The sequence below is a fragment of the Phaeovulum molybdatiresistens genome (assembly GCF_023544865.1).
Classification (GTDB): Bacteria; Pseudomonadota; Alphaproteobacteria; order Rhodobacterales; family Rhodobacteraceae; genus Pontitalea.
In genome coordinates, this window is the sequence record NZ_JAMJFX010000010.1 from 102,788 (window position 1) to 120,983 (window position 18,196).

At 61.9% G+C, this 18,196-nt stretch carries 20 protein-coding genes and 1 tRNA gene; 11 read left to right on the forward strand and 10 right to left on the reverse strand.

What is annotated here, in order from left to right:
• Positions 1-36 precede the first annotated feature (36 nt).
• Positions 37-645 carry a bifunctional nicotinamidase/pyrazinamidase gene (gene pncA, locus MXB90_RS09265; RefSeq protein WP_250043875.1) on the forward strand — a complete coding sequence of 203 codons (609 nt, stop codon included), beginning with the start codon at positions 37-39 and terminating at the stop codon, positions 643-645.
• Positions 646-1,953, forward strand: a complete 1,308-nt coding sequence (gene pncB, locus MXB90_RS09270; protein ID WP_250043876.1) for a nicotinate phosphoribosyltransferase — start codon at positions 646-648, stop codon at positions 1,951-1,953.
• A 4-nt stretch (positions 1,954-1,957) separates the two neighbouring features.
• Here the strand turns inward: pncB and MXB90_RS09275 are convergent, their stop codons facing one another.
• The 5 genes from MXB90_RS09275 to dapF all read right to left on the reverse strand — a co-directional run bounded on the left by MXB90_RS09275 (position 1,958) and on the right by dapF (position 6,629).
• The gene (locus tag MXB90_RS09275) at positions 1,958-3,430 is read right to left on the reverse strand and encodes an inorganic phosphate transporter (protein WP_250043877.1); all 1,473 of its coding nucleotides are present in this window, start codon (positions 3,428-3,430) and stop codon (positions 1,958-1,960) included.
• A 41-nt stretch (positions 3,431-3,471) separates the two neighbouring features.
• A complete protein-coding gene (locus tag MXB90_RS09280) occupies positions 3,472-3,954 on the reverse strand; it encodes an NUDIX hydrolase (protein WP_284040781.1) in 483 nt (160 codons plus the stop codon).
• 69 nt (positions 3,955-4,023) lie between these two features.
• Positions 4,024-4,446, reverse strand: a complete 423-nt coding sequence (arfB, locus tag MXB90_RS09285; RefSeq protein WP_250043879.1) for an alternative ribosome rescue aminoacyl-tRNA hydrolase ArfB — start codon at positions 4,444-4,446, stop codon at positions 4,024-4,026.
• Between the two features lie 96 nt (positions 4,447-4,542).
• Complete coding sequence (gene mtaB / locus MXB90_RS09290) at positions 4,543-5,796, reverse strand: tRNA (N(6)-L-threonylcarbamoyladenosine(37)-C(2))-methylthiotransferase MtaB (protein ID WP_250043882.1); 1,254 nt, start codon at positions 5,794-5,796, stop codon at positions 4,543-4,545.
• Complete coding sequence (dapF, locus tag MXB90_RS09295; protein WP_250043884.1) at positions 5,793-6,629, reverse strand: diaminopimelate epimerase; 837 nt, start codon at positions 6,627-6,629, stop codon at positions 5,793-5,795. The genes mtaB and dapF overlap by 4 nt, the downstream gene beginning before the upstream one ends.
• A 104-nt stretch (positions 6,630-6,733) precedes the next feature.
• Here dapF and MXB90_RS09300 point away from each other — a divergent pair.
• Positions 6,734-6,809: transfer RNA gene (locus MXB90_RS09300), tRNA-Lys, on the forward strand.
• Between the two features lie 198 nt (positions 6,810-7,007).
• Here MXB90_RS09300 and rpsT read toward each other — a convergent pair.
• The 3 genes from rpsT to mutM all read right to left on the reverse strand — a co-directional run bounded on the left by rpsT (position 7,008) and on the right by mutM (position 9,135).
• Entirely contained in the window at positions 7,008-7,274 is a 267-nt protein-coding gene (gene rpsT, locus MXB90_RS09305) for a 30S ribosomal protein S20 (protein WP_250043886.1), read from the reverse strand.
• 161 nt (positions 7,275-7,435) lie between these two features.
• Positions 7,436-8,212, reverse strand: coding sequence for an enoyl-CoA hydratase (locus MXB90_RS09310; RefSeq protein ID WP_250043889.1), 777 nt, complete (start codon positions 8,210-8,212; stop codon positions 7,436-7,438).
• Positions 8,213-8,289: 77 nt separating this feature from the next.
• Entirely contained in the window at positions 8,290-9,135 is an 846-nt protein-coding gene (mutM, locus tag MXB90_RS09315) for a bifunctional DNA-formamidopyrimidine glycosylase/DNA-(apurinic or apyrimidinic site) lyase (RefSeq protein WP_250043891.1), read from the reverse strand.
• Positions 9,136-9,210: 75 nt separating this feature from the next.
• Here mutM and ubiE point away from each other — a divergent pair, with 75 nt between their 5' ends.
• Both ubiE and ubiB read left to right on the forward strand, forming a co-directional pair.
• Complete coding sequence (gene ubiE, locus MXB90_RS09320) at positions 9,211-9,963, forward strand: bifunctional demethylmenaquinone methyltransferase/2-methoxy-6-polyprenyl-1,4-benzoquinol methylase UbiE (RefSeq protein ID WP_250043893.1); 753 nt, start codon at positions 9,211-9,213, stop codon at positions 9,961-9,963.
• Positions 9,963-11,492 (forward strand): 2-polyprenylphenol 6-hydroxylase, encoded by a 1,530-nt coding sequence (gene ubiB, locus MXB90_RS09325; RefSeq protein WP_250043896.1) that lies wholly within the window; start codon positions 9,963-9,965, stop codon positions 11,490-11,492. Before ubiE ends, ubiB begins: the two co-directional genes overlap by 1 nt.
• A 2-nt stretch (positions 11,493-11,494) precedes the next feature.
• Here the strand turns inward: ubiB and MXB90_RS09330 are convergent, their stop codons facing one another.
• Both MXB90_RS09330 and MXB90_RS09335 read right to left on the reverse strand, forming a co-directional pair.
• Positions 11,495-12,160 carry a flagellar hook capping FlgD N-terminal domain-containing protein gene (locus MXB90_RS09330; protein ID WP_284040782.1) on the reverse strand — a complete coding sequence of 222 codons (666 nt, stop codon included), beginning with the start codon at positions 12,158-12,160 and terminating at the stop codon, positions 11,495-11,497.
• Between the two features lie 9 nt (positions 12,161-12,169).
• Positions 12,170-14,122 (reverse strand): flagellar hook-length control protein FliK, encoded by a 1,953-nt coding sequence (locus MXB90_RS09335; protein WP_250043900.1) that lies wholly within the window; start codon positions 14,120-14,122, stop codon positions 12,170-12,172.
• 174 nt (positions 14,123-14,296) lie between these two features.
• Here MXB90_RS09335 and MXB90_RS09340 point away from each other — a divergent pair, with 174 nt between their 5' ends.
• The 6 genes from MXB90_RS09340 to MXB90_RS09365 all read left to right on the forward strand — a co-directional run bounded on the left by MXB90_RS09340 (position 14,297) and on the right by MXB90_RS09365 (position 17,946).
• Positions 14,297-14,518 (forward strand): rod-binding protein, encoded by a 222-nt coding sequence (locus MXB90_RS09340; RefSeq protein WP_462982262.1) that lies wholly within the window; start codon positions 14,297-14,299, stop codon positions 14,516-14,518.
• Positions 14,508-14,855, forward strand: a complete 348-nt coding sequence (locus MXB90_RS09345; protein WP_250043902.1) for a hypothetical protein — start codon at positions 14,508-14,510, stop codon at positions 14,853-14,855. The genes MXB90_RS09340 and MXB90_RS09345 overlap by 11 nt, the downstream gene beginning before the upstream one ends.
• A gap of 209 nt (positions 14,856-15,064) precedes the next feature.
• Complete coding sequence (locus MXB90_RS09350; RefSeq protein ID WP_250043904.1) at positions 15,065-16,270, forward strand: flagellin; 1,206 nt, start codon at positions 15,065-15,067, stop codon at positions 16,268-16,270.
• 82 nt (positions 16,271-16,352) lie between these two features.
• Complete coding sequence (flaF, locus tag MXB90_RS09355) at positions 16,353-16,730, forward strand: flagellar biosynthesis regulator FlaF (RefSeq protein ID WP_250043905.1); 378 nt, start codon at positions 16,353-16,355, stop codon at positions 16,728-16,730.
• The gene (gene flbT, locus MXB90_RS09360) at positions 16,727-17,131 is read left to right on the forward strand and encodes a flagellar biosynthesis repressor FlbT (protein ID WP_250043906.1); all 405 of its coding nucleotides are present in this window, start codon (positions 16,727-16,729) and stop codon (positions 17,129-17,131) included. The genes flaF and flbT overlap by 4 nt, the downstream gene beginning before the upstream one ends.
• A complete protein-coding gene (locus tag MXB90_RS09365; RefSeq protein WP_250043907.1) occupies positions 17,128-17,946 on the forward strand; it encodes a DUF1217 domain-containing protein in 819 nt (272 codons plus the stop codon). Before flbT ends, MXB90_RS09365 begins: the two co-directional genes overlap by 4 nt.
• Positions 17,947-18,196: the final 250 nt, after the last annotated feature.

Genomic DNA, 18,196 nt, shown 5'->3' on the forward strand with positions numbered 1-18,196 from the left:
CCTACCCATGGGGCTGACCCGCGGCAGGAGGCCCCCATGCGTGATGCAAGCGAAGCCCTGATTGTGATCGACGTTCAGAATGATTTCTGCCCCGGCGGTGCGCTGGCCGTGGCGGGCGGGAATGAGATCATCGGGCCCGTGAATGATCTGATGGGCGACTTTGCCGTGAAGGTGTTGACACAGGATTGGCACCCGGCCGATCACGGGTCGTTCGCGGGCAACCATCCGGGGGCGGCGCCTTTTTCGGTGGTCGACATGCCCTATGGTCCGCAGGTGCTGTGGCCGACGCATTGCGTTCAGGGCACCGCGGGGGCTGCGTTCCACCCCGGCCTGCTGACTGACCCCGCCGATCTGATCCTGCGCAAGGGATTTCGCAGCGGGATCGACAGCTATTCGGCCTTCTTCGAAAACGATCATAGCACCGCGACCGGCCTGGAAGGTTATCTGCGCTCGCGCGGGGTGCGCGATCTGACCTTCGTGGGCCTTGCGCTGGATTTCTGCGTGGCCTGGTCGGCGATTGATGCGGCGCGGCTTGGTTTTCGCGCGCGGGTGATCGAAAGCGCCTGCCGGGCGATCGACCTGAACGGATCGCTGGCCGATGCACGGACGGCGATGGTGGATGCCGGCGTCATCCTGGAGGCATGAATGGTCGATATCGCAACCCGGGTCCATGACCACAAGTGGAAGATCGATCCGATTGTCCGGTCGCTGATCGATACGGATTTCTACAAGCTGCTGATGTGCCAGTCGGTCTTTCGCAACAAGCCCGACACGCAGGTCACCTTCAGCCTGATCAACCGCACCAAATCGATCCGGTTGGCCGAGCTGATCGACGAAGGCGAGCTGCGCGAACAGCTGGACCATGTGCGCGGCCTGCGCCTGACGCGGGGCGAAAGCACCTGGCTGCGCGGCAACACCTTTTACGGCAAACGCCAGATGTTCCGCCCCGACTTCATGGAATGGTTCGAGGCTCTGCGCCTGCCGCCCTATCACCTTGAAAAGAAAGACGGCCAGTATGAGCTGACCTTTGAGGGCAACTGGCCCGAGGTCATGCTGTGGGAAATCCCCGCGCTGGCGATTCTGATGGAATTGCGTGGCCGCGCGGTTCTGAAGGACATGGGCAAATTCGAACTTCAAGTGCTTTATGCCCGCGCGATGACGCGCCTGTGGGAAAAGATCGAGGCGCTGCGTCCGCATGACGGGCTGAAGATCGCCGATTTCGGCACGCGGCGGCGCCATTCCTTCCTGTGGCAGGATTGGTGCGTGCAGGCCATGATCGAGGGCCTTGGCGATGCCGCGCGCGGAGGCGCGTTCATCGGCACCTCGAACTGCCTGATCGCCATGCGCCGTGATATCGAGGCGATCGGCACCAATGCCCATGAATTGCCCATGGTCTATGCCGCCCTGGCCGATACCGAGGATCAGCTGCGCCAGGCCCCCTACAAGGTGCTTGCCGACTGGCACGACGAACACGACGGCAATCTGCGCGTGATCCTGCCCGACACCTATGGCACGGAACAGTTTCTGCAACATGCCCCGGATTGGCTGGCGGGGTGGACCGGCGTGCGCATCGACAGCGGCGATCCGGCGGAGGGGGCGGAAACCGCGATCCGTTGGTGGCAATCGCGCGGCGAGGATCCGACCAAGAAGCTGGTGATCTTTTCCGACGGGCTGGATGTCGACAAGATCATCGAACTTCACCAGCGCTTCGCGGGCCGGGTCAAGGATTCCTACGGTTGGGGCACGCTTCTGACCAATGATTTCCGCGGCCTGGTCAAGGGCGACGGGCTGGCGCCCTTCAGTCTGGTGTGCAAGGCGGTCGCGGCGAATGGCAGGCCGACGGTCAAGCTGTCGGACAATCCCGAAAAGGCGACCGGCCCGGCGGATGAAATTGCGCGCTACAAGCGGGTGTTCGGAATTGGCCCGCAAAAGGCCATCCCGGTTCAGGTCTGATCGATCAGCCCGCGATGCCCACCAGAATGATGTAAACCAGCGCCGAAAGCCCGGCCGACGCAGGCACGGTCACGACCCATGCAGCAGCCACCGTCACGAAATGCGACCGGCGCACCAGCTTGCGGCGGGAACGTTCCTCGGGCGGGATCGGCTTGCCCTTGCTAAGCCCCAGCGCGCGCGCGCGTCGTTCGGCATGCCATTCGCGGAAGAACCCGACCCCAAAGATCGCGCCAACCGCAATATGGGTCGAAGACACCGGCAACCCCAGCCAGGACGCAACAATCACCGTCACCGCCGCCGAAAGCGCCACGCAATAGGCGCGCATCGGGTTCAGCTTGGTGATTTCCGATCCGACCAGCCGGATCAGCTTGGGTCCGAACAGCACAAGCCCGAAGGAAATGCCCAGCGCACCCACGACCATCACCCAAAGCGGGATGCCAACCTGCCCCCCGACGCCGCCATCCTGCACCGCATGCACGATGGCCGCCAGCGGACCCACGGCATTGGCCACGTCATTGGCGCCATGCGCAAAGGACAAGAGCGCCGCCGAAACGACAAGCGGCAGGGAAAACAGCTTCTTCAGCGTCTTCTTGCGGTTTTCCTGGCCCTCGGACTGCCGCCGGATCAGCGGGCGCGATGCAGCCCAAGCGGCCAGGCCCGTGGCCAGGCCGATCAGCACCGCGCCCCCAAGGCTAATGTCCACGATCCGCTTCAAGCCCTTGATCGCCAGATAGGCGGCAAAGGCCCCGGCCATGATACCGATCAGGATCGGAACCCAGTAGCGCGCGGCCGCCAGTTTATCCTCGACATAGATGATGCGGGACTTGATCAGCGCCAGAAAAGCCGCGGCGATGATGCCGCCCAGAACCGGCGAAATCACCCAGCTGGCTGCAATGGTGCCGATGGCGGGCCAGTTCACCGCACCAAAGCCCGCCGCCGCAATGCCCGCGCCGACGACGCCGCCCACGATGGAATGGGTGGTCGAAACCGGCGCGCCCAGCGCTGTCGCCAGGTTCAGCCAAAGCGCCGCCGCCAGCAGGGCCGACATCATTGCCCAGATGAAATGCGCCCCGTCCGAAACCGCGTCGGGCGCAAGAATGCCCGAAGATACCGTCTTGACCACGTCGCCCCCGGCAACCAGCGCACCCGCGGTTTCAAACACCGCCGCGATCAACAGCGCCCCGCCCAGCGTCAGCGCATTGGCCCCCACGGCCGGGCCCATGTTGTTGGCAACGTCATTCGCCCCGATGTTCAGTGCCATATAGGCCCCGATCACCGCCGCGGCGATCACGATCAGATTGCCGGGCTGTGCCCCCATCAGAACCGCAGCCGCGATGCCGGCCAGCACGATGAAGGCCAGTGCAATCCCCGGCGCAACCAACCCGCGGGAAACAAACTGTGTTGCTTCCTCCAGCCGCCCGATCCGGCCCAGATCCTTGTCGAGCGTCTTCCACTGGTTCACGGGTGCCTTGGGCATGTCATGTTTCCGTCATGGGGTTGTCACCTTCCAAAGGCGGGTTAACGGCTTTCCGTTTGTGCGACAACCTCTGAATCAGTGGCTAGATCGCGCAGAATCTTGCGCAAACCCGGTTCAGCAACCTTCTCGGCGGCTTGCGCGGCGGGCATCCACATCCGCTCACGCCGGCCGGCCTCGGGGTAGTGTTCGGCCTGGGTCTCGATCTCGACCGGGAAGGCAAGCACTTCGATGCGCAGGGCAAGGCCGCCCTCTTGCATCTTTTCATAGACGTAGCTGCCGATCGGCGCGGCCCCGACCCGGCCCCGGATGCCCGCCTCTTCCCAGGCTTCCTGCAACGCGGCGCCCGCAAGGCTGCGACCGCGCATCGGCCAGCCCTTGGGAACGATCCAGCGCCCGGTGCCCAGCGAGGAAATCAAAAGAACCTCGCGCCGACCTTTGCGTTTGCGCATGCAGATCGCCGCCACCTGAAGATGCGGGGGGCGACGGCCAAACAAACCTGTCAGAAAACTCCGAAGCCACCCCATCACATGCCTCCGGCGAAGCACAGCCCGCCCGCTGGCGGATCGAAGGGCCGGTTTTCAGATGCCGCAGGATCAATCATCCCCATCCACCTTCCCGCGCAGCGCCTTGACCTCTCCGCGCACCGCCTTGGCCTTCAGCCGCCGCCGCTGGCTTCCCAGCGTGGGTTTGGTCGCCAGCCGCCGTTTCGGCGCCACAAGCGCCGCACGGATCATCTCAACCAACCGTTCGCGCGCAAGTTCCCGGTTGCGGACTTGGCTGCGGGTTTCCTCTGCACGGATCACGATGGCGCCGTCCTGCGTCCAGCGCCTGCCGGCCAGCCGTTTCAGCCGCGCCTTCACCGCCGGGGTCAGATGCGGCGAGCGTTCTGCCTCAAACCGCAGCTCAACCGCTGTTTCAACCTTGTTCACGTTCTGCCCGCCCGGCCCCTGCGACCGGGTAAAGCTTTCACTCAGCTCCCATTCGGCAATCGTGATGACGTCATTGATCCGCAGCATGCCGCCAAGCTAACCGTATGGACGCAAAACGGAACCCCTGCCCTTCGACTTTGCAGAAATATCCCACGGGGGTCCGGGGGTGTGAAACCCCCGGCGTCACGCCAGAAGCCGCGCGCCGTCCTGCCCGGTGATGCGCGCTGTCAGAATCGTGCCTTCGGGCATGTCGCGGTCAAAGGCGACCTCGGTGAAGAACTCGGTCCGGCCCAGACGCGGGCCTTCGGTCAGGATCACGCGGTCCTGCCCGACCTCGGCAGCCAGATGGCGGGCCAGCGCGGCTTCGCCCGTCGCGCGCAGACGCGCCGCACGTTCCTTGACCGCGGCGCCCGACACCTGCGGCATGCGCGCCGCCGGGGTGCCCTTGCGCGGGCTGAAGGGAAAGACATGCAGGAAGGTCAGGCCACAATCCTCGACCAAGCGCAGCGAGTTTTCGAACATCGCCTCGGTTTCGGTCGGGAAGCCCGCGATGATGTCGGCGCCAAAGACGATGCCTGGGCGCAGGCGGCGGGCCTCTTCGCAGAACCGGATCGCGTCGTCGCGCAGGTGGCGGCGCTTCATCCGCTTCAGGATCATGTCGTCGCCGGCCTGCAGGCTCAGGTGCAGATGCGGCATCAGGCGCGGCTCGGTCGCGATCGCCAGCATCAGGTTTTCATCCGCCTCGATCGAATCGATCGACGAGATCCGCAGGCGCGGCAGATCGGGCACCAGCCGCAGGATCCGCATCACCAGATCACCCAGCCGCGGCTGGCCCGGCAGATCGGCCCCCCACGAGGTCAGGTCGACCCCCGTCAGCACCACCTCGTTGAAGCCACGGTCGCGCAGGCGCTTGATCTGGTCCACCACCACCCCGGCGGGGACGGATCGCGAATTGCCACGGCCATAGGGGATGATGCAGAAGGTGCAGCGGTGATCGCATCCGTTCTGCACCTGCACATAGGCGCGGTGGCGGCCAAAGCCGTCGATCAGATGGCCGGCCGTTTCGCGCACCGACATGATGTCATCGACCTGCACCTTTTCGGTCTGGCCGATCAGGTCGGGGGCGGCGATGCCTTGCCAAGTTTCCGCCTGCATCTTTTCGTGGTTGCCGATGACACGGGTGACCTCGGGCATGGCGGCGAAGGTTTCAGGCTCGGTCTGCGCCGCGCAGCCGGTCACGATGATCGCGGCCTGCGGGTTTTCGCGCGACAGGCGGCGGATTTCCTGCTTGGCCTTGCGCACCGCCTCGGCGGTGACGGCGCAGGTGTTCACGACCACGGCGCCTTCCAGGCCCGCGGCGGCGGCAAGCTCCTTCATCGCCTCGGTTTCATAGGCGTTCAGGCGGCAGCCAAGCGTGGCGAAAACCGGGGGCTTCACAGGCTTGCCAGGAACAGGGGGGTCAGCACCCCGTCAAAGACATGCGCGACGGGGCCGGTCATCCAGACACCATCGTCACGCCAGTCGATTTCCAGCGTGCCGCCATCGACGTCGACAATCACCTGCCGCCCGGTCAGGCCACGCAGATGCGCTGCGACAGCGGTGGCACAAGTGCCCGAGCCGCAGGCCAGCGTGATGCCCGTGCCGCGTTCCCACACCCGCATCCGCAGTCGGTCGGGGCCGGTCACGCTTGCGAATTCCACATTCGTGGCCTGCGGGAACAGGGGGTCATGTTCCACCCGCGCGCCCCAGCCCGCGACATCGACGGCCTCGGCGTCGGGGACAAAGAAAACGCAATGCGGGTTACCCATGCCCACCGCGACCGGATCGCCCGGCAGCGGCAGATGGGTCAGGTCCAGATCGCGCGCCAGCGGAACCTGCGCCCAGTCCAGCATCGGCGCGCCCATGTTCACGCTGGTCAGCCCATCGGCCCGCCGCCGCGCGGCAAGTTTCCCACGCCGGGTGACAAGCGTGACCGAATCCTGACCCAGCTGATCCATCATCCAGGCGCTGACACAGCGCGTGGCATTGCCGCAGGCGCCGGCCTCGGTCCCGTCCGCGTTCCAGAAGGTCAGGCGGAAATCGGCATCCTCGGCGGGCAGAATCACGGCCAGCTGGTCAAAGCCGACGCCCCGGTGCCGATCGCCCAGCGCGCGCGCCAGCGCAGGCGTGACCGGATCGGCGCCGCTGCGGGCGTCGATCACCACGAAATCATTGCCAAGCCCATGCATCTTCATGAAGGGCAGGCCCGGGGGCATGCGTTTGTGTTCCATGGCGCGCATATACGTCCGCTGAAGGGATTCTTCCAGTGGTGCGATTTTTCGCAATTTTTGCCCTTGACCCGCCCGGCGCAGGTTTATAGGAAGCGCCATGTGATGGGCCCGTAGCTCAGTTGGTAGAGCAACTGACTTTTAATCAGTGGGTCACAGGTTCGAATCCTGTCGGGCTCACCACTTTTCCAGGTTTTTGGTAACAAAATTCCGCGATGCGCCCTTGGGCGCGCCGCGGATTTTGCATTTGCAGGACGGTCATTGTGTAGTCTGCGCTCAATCGATATCTGCCGGATCGGCCCCGACTTTGCCCCATGTAAGAACGAAAAAGGGGCGCGCCTGGAAGGCACGCCCCTCTGGAATTCGTTCCGTCTGCCGATATCAGGCGTTCAGCGATTTCACGCGTGCCGACAGGCGGGACATTTTGCGCGCAACGGTGTTCTTGTGCAGCACGCCCTTGGTCACGCCACGGGCCATTTCCGGCTGGGCCGCGCGCAGCGCCGCAACGGCGGCTTCGGCGTTGCCCGAAGCGATGGCTTCTTCGACTTTGCGGATAAAGGTGCGGATGCGCGAACGGCGCGCCTTGTTCACGTCATTGCGACGCTCGCTCTGGCGGGCGCGTTTTTTGGATTGGGGCGTATTAGCCATGGTATTTCCCACTTCCCGGGTCTGTTACAATTCGATTGCGCAACAAAGCCCGGTTGTCCCAACGAACCGGATGATTCTAGCCTGAGCGGGCTCCACGCGCATGTAAGCGGCGTCCTTACGGCAAATTCCGCCGGAAGGGAAGCCCCAACCGACGGAACCGCTTACTTGTCGCGGAACTGGGGTTCACGCTTTTCCAGGAAGGCAGACATGCCCTCTTTCTGATCCTCGGTCGAGAACAGGGCATGGAACACGCGGCGTTCGAACAGGATGCCTTCGCTCAGCGTGGTTTCATAGGCGCGGTTCACCGCCTCTTTCACCACCATCGCGGTCAGCGCGGATTTCTCGGCGATCTTGCGGGCTGCGGCCATCGCCTCGGGGATCAGCTTGGCCACGGGCACCACGCGCGACACAAGGCCTGCGCGTTCCGCCTCGGCGGCATCCATGAAACGGCCCGTCAGGTGCATGTCCATCGACTTGGACTTGCCGACAAACCGGGTCAGCCGTTGCGTGCCGCCGATACCGGCCACGACGCCCAGATTGATTTCGGGCTGTCCGAATTTCGCCGTTTCCGAGCAGATGATGAAATCGCACATCATCGCCAGTTCGCAGCCGCCGCCCAGCGCATAGCCCGACACGGCCGCGATGATCGGTTTGCGGGTCTGGGTGATGCGCATCGATTCTGTGCCGAAGAAATCGGTCCAGAACATGTCGACAAAGGTCTTTTCCGACATCTCCTTGATGTCGGCGCCGGCGGCAAAGGCCTTTTCCGAACCGGTAATGACGATGCAGCGCACCTTTTCATTCGCATCCGCGGCCTTCAGCGCATCGCCCAATTCGCTCAGCAGTTGCGAATTCAGTGCATTAAGCGCTTCGGGACGGTTAAGGCGGATCAGCGCGACGTAGTCTTCGATCTCAACGATCAGGGTCTGGTAGGCCATGTGGCGATGCCTTTCCTTCTGTTCGGGGCAAGTCCTATCAGGACCGGCCCGATTATCAAGTCATCTCTGGCTGCCTGTCATTTTTGGCATGTCGGGCAAAAGAAACTGGATCGGCCCGATTGCACGATCCGGCGGATCGGTGTGGCGCAGGTTTGGCAGGGTTCGCCTTCGCGGTCATAGACGCGGAAGGCATGCTGGAAATACCCCAACTCGCCATCCGCCTGACGGTGATCGCGCAACGATGAGCCGCCCGCCTCGATCGCCTCGGCCAGCACCTCGCGGATGATCGGGACCAGCCCGGCCACCCGCTGCGCGGCGATACGACCGGCCTGACGGCGCGGGTCGATCCCGGCACGGTGAAGCACCTCGGAGACGTAGATATTCCCCAGCCCCGCCACGATCCGCTGATCCAGCAGCGCGGCCTTGATCGGTGTGGTGCGACCTTTCAGCCGTTCGACCAGATAGGCCTCATTAAAAGCATTTCCGAAGGGCTCGGGCCCCAGGCCTGAAAGCAGCCAATAGGCATCTTCGCGATCGGTCCGCACCAGATCCATCGCGCCAAAGCGGCGGGCATCATTGAAGGTGACACGCGCCCCGCCTGCCATGTGTAACACCACATGGTCGTGCTTCTGCGGCGCGGGATGGTCCAGGTGAAAACCGCCCAGCATGACGCCGGACACCAGCATCCGCCCCGACATGCCAAGATGGATCAGCAGGCTTTCGCCCGTATCCAGATCGGCGAGGATATATTTCGATCGCCGCCGCAGCCGGTCCACCCGCGCGCCGGTCAGCCGTTCGGCCATGCGTTCGGGCAGGGGCCAGCGCAGATCGGGGCGGTTGACCTCGGCCCGTTCGATCATCGCGCCCTCCATCGCGGGCAAAAGGCCCCGGCGGACGGTTTCAACCTCGGGCAGTTCGGGCATCGTCTCTCCTGTCGCATTGTCTTGGGCGCTGGGGCCCCTATAAGAAGGGGGACAATTCAGGATCGGCAAGGGCTCATGAACGACGGGCAGGACAAGACCACGCATTTCGGCTTCCAGACGGTAGAGGAAGGCGCGAAGGCTGGCATGGTGCATGGCGTGTTTTCGCGCGTGGCCTCGAAATACGACATCATGAATGACCTGATGAGCGTGGGCATCCATCGCTTATGGAAGGATTCCATGATGGATTGGCTGGCGCCGCGGCCGGGGCAAAGGTTGCTGGACGTGGCCGGGGGCACGGGCGACGTGGCCTTCCGGTTCCTGAAACGGGCGCCCGGCGCGACGGCGACCGTCTGCGACATGACCGAGCCTATGCTGATCGAGGGACAGAAGCGTGCCGAGGCCGAGGATATGGCCGACCGGCTGTCGTGGGTGGTGGGCGATGCCATGGCGCTGCCGTTCGAGGACAATTCCTTTGACGTCTACACCATCAGCTTCGGCATCCGGAACGTGACCCGCATCCCCGATGCCCTGCGCGAGGCCTATCGCGTCCTGCGCCCGGGGGGGCGGCTGATGGTGCTGGAATTCAGCCAGATCCCGAATGACATGCTGCAATGGCTCTATGACCGCTATTCCTTCAATGTCATTCCGGTGATGGGCCAGATCGTGGCGAATGACCGCGACAGCTATCAATATCTTGTGGAATCGATCCGGAAGTTCCCCAATCAGGACACCTTCGCCGCCATGATCCGCGAGGCCGGTTTCGCCAATGTCAAATACCGCAACCTGACACTGGGCATCGCCGCCCTGCATTCGGGCTGGAAGATCTGATGCGCGGGCCCCACAACATCTGGCGGCTGATCCGTACCGGGGCAACCTTTGAACGCACCGGCGCGATGAAGGTTGCGCTTGAGGCGATGGAGGTGCCGCCGCGTCTGCGGTTCGTTGCCCGGATCATGGGCTGGCCGTTCAAATGGCTGGGATACCGCGGCGACCCCGCCCTGCCGCCGGTGACCCGCGCGATCACGGCGCTTGGCCCCGCCTACATCAAGTTCGGGCAGGTTTTGTCGACCCGGCCGGATGTGGTCGGTCAGGAACTGGCCGATCAGTTGCGTGTGCTGCAGGACAAGCTGCCGCCCTTTTCCGTCACCGTCGCCAAAGCCGCGATCGAGGCGGATCTGGGGCAGCCGGTCGACCGGCTGTTCATGGATTTTTCGGAACCCGTCGCGGCCGCCTCGATCGCGCAGGTGCATTCTGCGCGTCGCGCCGATACGGGGGAAAAAGTCGCGATCAAGGTGCTGCGCCCGGGGATCGAGCGTGCCTTCCGGCGTGATCTGGACGCGTTCCATTTCGCCGCCAAGATGATCGAGATGCTGTCCCCCGCCTCGCGGCGCCTGCGCCCGTCGGATGTGGTGGCGCATTTCGAAGGCGTGGTCATGGGCGAACTGGACCTTCGGCTTGAGGCTGCGGCGGCCTCGCAATTTGCGGCCAATACGGAAAAGGATCAGGGGTTCGCCGTTCCCCGCCCGCATTGGCACCTGTCCAGCCGGCGGGTGATGACGATGGGCTGGGCCGAAGGCCTGCCGCTGGGGGATGTGGCGGCCATTCGCGCGGCGGGGCTTGATCCGGTGGCGCTGTCGGAACGCGTGTTGCAGCTTTTTCTGCGCCATGCGCTGCGGGATGGATATTTCCACGCGGATATGCATCAGGGCAATCTTAAGGCGGCCGCGAATGGCGATATCATCGCCTATGACTTCGGGATCATGGGCCAGATCGACGAATATACCCGCAGGGTCTATGCCGAGATCCTGATGGGGTTCATTCGCCGTGATTATCGGCGGGTTGCCGAGGTGCATTTTGAGGCGGGCTATGTCCCGGCTGATCGCGATGTCAACGAATTCGCGCTTGCCCTGCGCGCCGTGGGTGAGCCGATTTTTGGAATGGATGCGACGCATATCTCGATGGCGCGTCTTCTGGCCTATCTTTTCGAGGTCACCGAGCGGTTCGGGATGCAGACGCGGACCGAACTGATCCTGCTGCAGCGGACGATGGTTGTTGTCGAAGGTGTTGCGCGATCGCTCAATCCCTCGATCAACATGTGGGAAGTCGCGCATCCGGTGGTGGAAAGCTACATCCGCGAAAATCTGGGCCCCCGGGCCGCGCTTCGTGACATGGTGCGCACACTTCAGGTGCTGGCGCGCTTCGGACCCCGTTTGCCTGCCGCGGTCGAGAACGCCCTTGATCGGCAAGGAAACATCGCGCCCGAGCCACCCCGCCAGCGATCACGCGATGCCTGGGTCCTGGTGGCGGCGGGCATGGCCATATTTCTGATCGGGCTGATCGCCGGCGAAATCCTTTAAGATCATTGCGGTTGGCGCAGGGCGGTGACATCGGTGGCCGCAATCGTTGCACCACCACGCAGGACCAGGACCGTCCCTTCCGGTGTGCCGCGCGCCTCAAGGATTTCGGCATAGGCCTCGACCGGATTCGAGGACAGCAGGACGCCGGAATTGTAGCTTTCGATCTCAAAGGAATAGAGACCGGCGGGCAGTCGGGAACCGTTAAGCCGGCTACCGTCCCACTGGATCGGCATGTCGGAAACGGCAAGCGGGTCGCGCGCGACCGTGTTTCCGGACGCATCCTTGACGATGAGGAGTGCCTGATCAGCGCCCGCCGCCGGATTGGGGGCAAGGGTCAGGGGCGCACCATCGAAAGCCACCGGTGCCGCGGCCCGTGCTTCCAGCCCGACCCAACCGGCCAGTTGCGAGATGCCGGCGACACCCATCTGCGCAGCCAAACCTTCCAGCAGCTGGTTCGTGCGCACCTGCTGTTCGACCCCTGAAAAAGTCGCAAGCTGCACCGCATAATCCGAACTTTCTATTGGATTAAGCGGGTCCTGATTTTGCATCTGCGTTGTCAGCATAAGCAGGAAAGTCTGAAAATCAGAACTGATCATTCCGCCAGCGGGCTTTTCCTGCGTCGTCTGGGCAGATGTCGGCATCGAAGCCGAGGAAATAGCAGTAACCATGGTTGCCTCTTACATTCTCAAATCAAGGCCCTGCGCCAAAGAAGGCGCAGCAGAGCCGGAAGGTCGCACCGCCGCAGGCATCAGATCGGGTGCCAGATCGGGCGTGGGTTTTGCATGTTGTCCATCGCGCTGCATCAACTGCCCCTGCCGGCGTTCGGCAGAGTTCCCGAAATCAAAGGTGATTGCGGCATAGCCCAGTTCCCGAAAGTCGCGGGCAAGTTGTTCGATGTGCCGTCGCATCAGGTCAAGCGTTTCAGAGCGCTCGGCGTGAACCGAAACCGTGATGCCCACGTCGGTTGTATGCAGCGTCATGCGAACCTTGCCCAGTTCCTCGGGCGCCAGCGACAGCTCAACCGAGCCTTCGACAGGCTGCGCAAGCGCCACGGTCATCTGCCGCCCGATTGACTGCGCGACTTCGGAAGCCGGGGCCCCGAAGACAGTCGGCGCACCCCCCGAAGCGTTTTGCGTCAGTGACAACATCTGTGCGGGGCGGTCCGTCATTGGCAGTGTAGATTCTGCGCGTTCCATCCCCGGGGCCATGTCAAAGGCAATCCTTGCAGGTGCGGGATCTGCGGCTTCAAGCGGTCGCGGCACCCCGGGAAGGCCAGGCCCGAGCGGTGCTTCAGGTGCGGAACGGTCATCCAATGATGGCTGCGCGGGCATGGTTATCGGAGCGGCCACGTCGTCAAGGGGCAAGTCGGTCGGCGGCGTGGGTGCCGGGGAAGCCTGAGGCGTGGAAAAACCCGTCCTCTGCGGCGGCGTTGCGTATGTCGTTTCGCCACCTTCCGCGACCGTTGGGGCGGGCACCTCGGCCATCGGGGGAATCCTGCCGTCTACCCCTGACTCCGGTTCCATGACCGGTTGCGTGATCAATGGGCGCATGTTTTGGGCAGGCGCGGGCATGGCCTTCGTTTGTGGCTCAGCCGCCGCCGATACTGCGTTTCCCGTGTCGTCGCGTGCTTCCTGGCCCGCAAGAGGTTGTGGGGATGTGTCGGTCGTTGCATTTGCACCCGATGCTACTGTGCGCGGGATCTGTAGAAGAGGGCGGGCCTCTTCCGCGGGGCTTTGGTCCTGCGGTTCGGCGGTGGATAGGTTCGCTTGCGCGGCGGTTTCGCCAAGGGCCGCGTCGGGATAATCGACGACATTCCCCTCAGGTTGCCGAAGCACCTTGCCGCCTTCATCATGACCGCCGGTTTCCGGATCTGGATTCCCATCCGGTGCTATCTGGCCCGAAGAAGGGAGTGGGGCGACGTGTTTTGGTACGCGGTCTGGCACGCTGGCCACGCGGTGCTGCGTTTCCGGGACGGGGAGACTCCGATCATCAACGTGCGCCGGGGATGGGGGTGCGTCAACGCCCATCGGCCTCGGCGCGATAGCTTGCACCACGCCTGTTGCCTGCAAACGCGAATCATCCAGCGCCGGGCCCTGCGCGACCGGAGTTTTCGCAACGCTTTCCAATGACTTTTCAATCGTTTGCGGGGCTATATCCAGCGCCGTTTCCAGTTGCTGCGGCCCCGGCGAAAGCGGCTGTGGCGTCAGGGTATAGGTGGCCCCAACGTCCATTGTCCCGACTGGATCGATCGGTTGTGGTGTCGCGGCAAGGAGGACGTCGCCGGTCCCATGCTGGGTCACGCAGTCTTCGGCAGCTACGCGGATCGGTACATCGGCGCCCTCGGCACAAATATTCGTTGGTCCGTTGGCCTTATCGGCCGCCTCATCCGCCGTGCCCGCGTCAGGCGGCAGAATACATGCATTTTCCAGCGCCGACCCAAGCCCAGTCAGCGAATCGACGGAAACCTGCAGGACCGGCAGTGCATCAAAAGCCCTGATCTGCCCCGTTTCCCTTGACAGAAAAGGTTCAAAAGCGGCCGCGCCTTCCAACGAAAGCCCTGCCGGAGCCCCGGGCCGAAAGCCACGGGTGACATCTGATTTGCCGAGTTCTGGGGAAACGAACGGGTTCATGATCCTCACGACTTCTGTCGATGACGGGAACGACCATGCCAGCAGGAGGTTACCGCTTCTTTACCTCAACAAGGCAATAACTGCGGATATCACCATCAAACCGGAGATATTTTCGTGAAAATCCCCCCTCATTTGCCTGTGGCACCCCGGAAGGCGCCTGAACAGGCGCAGTCATTGCGCGACAAGGCCGTGGCCCTGGAGGCAGAGTTCCTGACCGAGATGCTGCGCCATGCCGGCCTTGGCGAATCATCCACGACCTTCGGCGGTGGCATTGGCGAGCAACAGTTTGCCTCGTTCCTGCGCCACGAACAGGCGACCGCATTGGCCCATGCCGGCGGGATCGGCCTGGCAGAAACGTTGTTCAAATCACTGGAGAAATCAAACCATGACCACTGATCCGACCGCAGACCCGATCGCGGACCTTGAAGATGTCCTGCGCATGGAACGCAACGCGCTGTTGAATGGTGATCTTGACCAGATCGCCATGATCGTCGAGCGCAAGCAGCAGGTCTTTGAGGCGCTGGAGGGTGCGGATCGCGCGCGCCTGGCCGGCTTGATGCAGCTTGCCGAGGACAATCAGCAGCTTGTGTCAGCCGCACTGAAGGGGATTCGCGCCGCGCAGCTGCGGTTGTCACAGATCAGAAACGCGGCATCCAGCCTTGCAAGCTATGACAAGAACGGCCAGGCGCGCACCATCGGCGCAGAGACGTCGTCGTTGGAGCGGCGGGCGTAAACCAATTTATGAAAATGCGGGCTAACTTGGCGCTGTAAGAGATTGGATCTTAGCAAAGAATTAGGTCTTGCCACGCAAGGTGACCCTGCATCCAAGAGATGGCGCGGCGCTGAAAATCCACCGCCGCATTGGTCAGAACACCATGAGTAGCGCCGCAGGCGCGATTTCACAAACCGGGCGCAAAGCGTCCCTTCCGTAAAGGACATGGTATGTCTAGCATTCTGACGAACACCAGCGCGATGGTTGCGCTGCAAACTCTCAAGGGCATCAACTCGGGGCTGGCCAAGACGCAGTCCGAAATCTCGACCGGCAAATCGGTCAACTCGGCCAAGGACAATGCCGCAGTCTGGGCAATCTCGAAGGTGATGGAATCGGACGTCAAGGGCTTTTCCGGCATCTCGGACAGCCTTGCGCTGGGTGAATCGACTGTCGCCGTGGCACGCAAGGCGTCGGAAACGATCACTGATCTGCTGACGCAGATGAAGGGCAAGATTGTTGCAGCCCAGGAAGACAACGTCGACCGCGAAAAGATCCAGACGGATATCACCGCCCTGAAGGATCAGATCGCATCGGTGGTGGGCGCTGCCCAGTTCAACGGCCTCAATCTTGTCGACGGAAGCTCCAGCGCGGACATCCTGTCATCGCTGAACCGGGATTCCTCCGGGAATGTGACCGCTTCGAAAATCTCTGTTGCTGGTGTCAACTTCGCGCAGGATGGATATACGGCGAAGGATGTTTTTGCTGGATCGACCGGCGTATCGACCAGTGGAGATAGCGCCGCTGGCCCGCTGAATGCGGCAGGTGGCACCGCGAACATCGTAATCAACGGTGCTGCGTCGCCCGCCCTTGCTGCCGGTGACAAGTTGAATGTCGCGATTGGGGGCAAGACGGCAACCTACACGGTGACCGACGATGATCTGGCGCAAACCGATGTTTCGGACGCCATTGCCGCTGGTCTGAAGACGGCGATCGACTCTTTGGGGGTCGAAGGCATTTCCATTGATTTTGATGCCGCCAATGACCAACTGGTGCTGACCAATGATGGCACCACGGACCTGTCGTTTGCCGCGTCATTCAAGAATGCGGGTTCAGGTGATCTTGCCAAGCTGGACACGATCGACGTGACCGATGCGTCGACGCTGGGTGCCCAGCTCGTCGACATCGAGACCATGATCGATGGTGCAATCAAGGCGGCGGCCGACTTCGGTTCGGCTGAATCGCGAATTGGCGCACAGGCCGAGTTCATCTCGAACCTGACGGATTCGCTCAAGGCCGGCATCGGTGCGATGGTGGACGCGGATATGGAAGAGGCTTCCGCGCGTCTCCAGGCCCTGCAAACGCAGCAGCAGCTTGGCATCCAGTCGCTGTCCATCGCGAACCAGCAGCCGCAGAACATTCTGTCCCTGTTCCGCTGATATCTGGAGGGGGCGTCGATCGTGCGCCCCCTTTGGCGGCAAAGCCGCAAAATAGTGCATTCAGCCACTGGAAGGACTTCCCGTGAACGCAACACTCATGGCCAAAACGGCCTATGCCGCCCCTGGCGTGCCAACCCGAACCCCGCGCGGCACCGAATACGAGATTTTCGCACGCATCACGCATAGGCTGCAAACCGCTAGGGATCTCGGACCACTAGGCTTTTCGGCGCTTGCTCGAGCAATCTATGACAATCGTCGCTTGTGGACCGCGCTTGCGGCAGATGTAGCAGACCCGGAGAACAAGCTCCCCGCGCCGCTTCGTGCGCGCCTTTTCTATCTCGCTGAATTCACGCAAAGCCACAGCAGGCAGATTCTGTCGGGAAAAGAGTCGGTCGACATCCTGATTGAGATCAACACTGCGATCATGCGGGGGCTACGCCAAGAAGGAAATAACGCATGACTGGCCTCGTCCTGAAACTGGCGCCGAAAGAGCGTGTTTTGATCAACGGCGCCGTTATCGAGAACGGAGAACGGCGATCTCGTCTCGCGATAATGACGCCGAATGCCCATATCTTGCGGCTAAAGGATGCAATTCATCCCACCGAGGTGACTACCCCTGTGCGTCGTGTTTGTTACATTGCTCAACTTGTTTTGTCTGGTGACGTCGATCCGAGTGACGCGAAGATGCAGCTTGTGCGAGGCATAGAGCAATTAAGCCAAGTGCTCACCGATCACGATAGCAGGTCTCAGCTTGCTCATGCAACAGCCGCGGTTCTAGAAGATCAGCACTATCAGGCGCTTAAGGCGTTGCGCGGCCTGTTGCCCCGAGAGGAGCGGCTGTTTGCCGCAGCCAAGGAATGACCTACCGTCCGGTCATTCCGGTTGGCGGTTTCGCAGGATGGAAATTTTTAAAGCGAACGCAAGCTTCACAAAGTGAGACGTTTTCTAACTCACCCGCCATTCGTAGAGACGAACTAAACTTCCGAGACAATATTCGGAGCATCACTACCCCTGAAGAACTTGTTTCCGATAGAAGGCTTCTCAAGGTGGCATTGGGAGCGTTTGGCCTGGACGGAGATATTAATAATAAGTTCTTTGTCAGTAAAGTTCTGAAGGAGGGGGTTTTTGACAAATCGTCTTTTGCGAATAGGCTTTCGGACAAAAGGTACTTTGCCTTATCGAAAGCTTTTGGCTTCGCAGACACCTCCCCTCCACGCACGCAGCTATCCGATTTCGCAGATGAGATCATAGATCAGTATAGGAATCGACAGTTTGAGATCGCCGTGGGCGAGGTTGATGTTAATATGCGACTTGCTATGGCGGCACAGAGAGATATTTCAGAGATTGCGGAAAAATCTGCTACGCCCCGGTCGAAGTGGTATTCAGTGATGGCGTCGCCTTCATTGAGTAACGTCCTCCGCACATCGCTGGGCCTGCCGGAAAGCGTTGGTGCATTGGATGTAGACCAACAAGTTGAAATTTATGCGGCGAAGTCCAAACAGGTTTTCGGATCAGAAGACCCCGGTTACTTTGTGTTACCCGAGAATTCTGAAGTTCTTGTTAAAAGATTCTTTCTTCGTTCTGAAGTTTCACAAGATTTTGGAATTTCTCGGAATGCAGCTGCACTTGCTCTCTTGAAGGGTGCACAGCAAAATAGAATTAATCTAAGATTATAGGCGCAGAGGTCGATTGGGGCACACGCTTGGATCTGATGATGGGTTAGGCAGCCCCTCCCGACGGGACTTAGTTCATCCCAAACAATGGACCCAGGCCAGTGTAACTGCCTTATACCGGCCGTTTCGCAGACCTCTAAAAGCCCACAGGCCCGCGATGATCCAGGCAAGCCATGCCCTAACAGGCCGCTGAAATAGTCCCGGCTCGACAGTGGTTTGAGAACATGATTCACCCTCGGCACGATAACGGCGG

Bases quoted from the DNA above. Each gene is read 5' to 3' on its own strand.
- pncA (WP_250043875.1), top strand. From the start codon at position 37: ATGCGTGATGCAAGCGAAGCCCTGATTGTGATCGACGTTCAGAATGAT.
- pncB (WP_250043876.1), top strand. From the start codon at position 646: ATGGTCGATATCGCAACCCGGGTCCATGACCACAAGTGGAAGATCGAT.
- MXB90_RS09275 (WP_250043877.1), bottom strand. From the start codon at position 3,430: ATGCCCAAGGCACCCGTGAACCAGTGGAAGACGCTCGACAAGGATCTG.
- MXB90_RS09280 (WP_284040781.1), bottom strand. From the start codon at position 3,954: ATGGGGTGGCTTCGGAGTTTTCTGACAGGTTTGTTTGGCCGTCGCCCC.
- arfB (WP_250043879.1), bottom strand. From the start codon at position 4,446: ATGCTGCGGATCAATGACGTCATCACGATTGCCGAATGGGAGCTGAGT.
- dapF (WP_250043884.1), bottom strand. From the start codon at position 6,629: ATGGAACACAAACGCATGCCCCCGGGCCTGCCCTTCATGAAGATGCAT.
- rpsT (WP_250043886.1), bottom strand. From the start codon at position 7,274: ATGGCTAATACGCCCCAATCCAAAAAACGCGCCCGCCAGAGCGAGCGT.
- MXB90_RS09310 (WP_250043889.1), bottom strand. From the start codon at position 8,212: ATGGCCTACCAGACCCTGATCGTTGAGATCGAAGACTACGTCGCGCTG.
- mutM (WP_250043891.1), bottom strand. From the start codon at position 9,135: ATGCCCGAACTGCCCGAGGTTGAAACCGTCCGCCGGGGCCTTTTGCCC.
- ubiE (WP_250043893.1), top strand. From the start codon at position 9,211: ATGAACGACGGGCAGGACAAGACCACGCATTTCGGCTTCCAGACGGTA.
- ubiB (WP_250043896.1), top strand. From the start codon at position 9,963: ATGCGCGGGCCCCACAACATCTGGCGGCTGATCCGTACCGGGGCAACC.
- MXB90_RS09330 (WP_284040782.1), bottom strand. From the start codon at position 12,160: ATGGTTACTGCTATTTCCTCGGCTTCGATGCCGACATCTGCCCAGACG.
- MXB90_RS09335 (WP_250043900.1), bottom strand. From the start codon at position 14,122: ATGAACCCGTTCGTTTCCCCAGAACTCGGCAAATCAGATGTCACCCGT.
- MXB90_RS09345 (WP_250043902.1), top strand. From the start codon at position 14,508: ATGACCACTGATCCGACCGCAGACCCGATCGCGGACCTTGAAGATGTC.
- MXB90_RS09350 (WP_250043904.1), top strand. From the start codon at position 15,065: ATGTCTAGCATTCTGACGAACACCAGCGCGATGGTTGCGCTGCAAACT.
- flbT (WP_250043906.1), top strand. From the start codon at position 16,727: ATGACTGGCCTCGTCCTGAAACTGGCGCCGAAAGAGCGTGTTTTGATC.
- MXB90_RS09365 (WP_250043907.1), top strand. From the start codon at position 17,128: ATGACCTACCGTCCGGTCATTCCGGTTGGCGGTTTCGCAGGATGGAAA.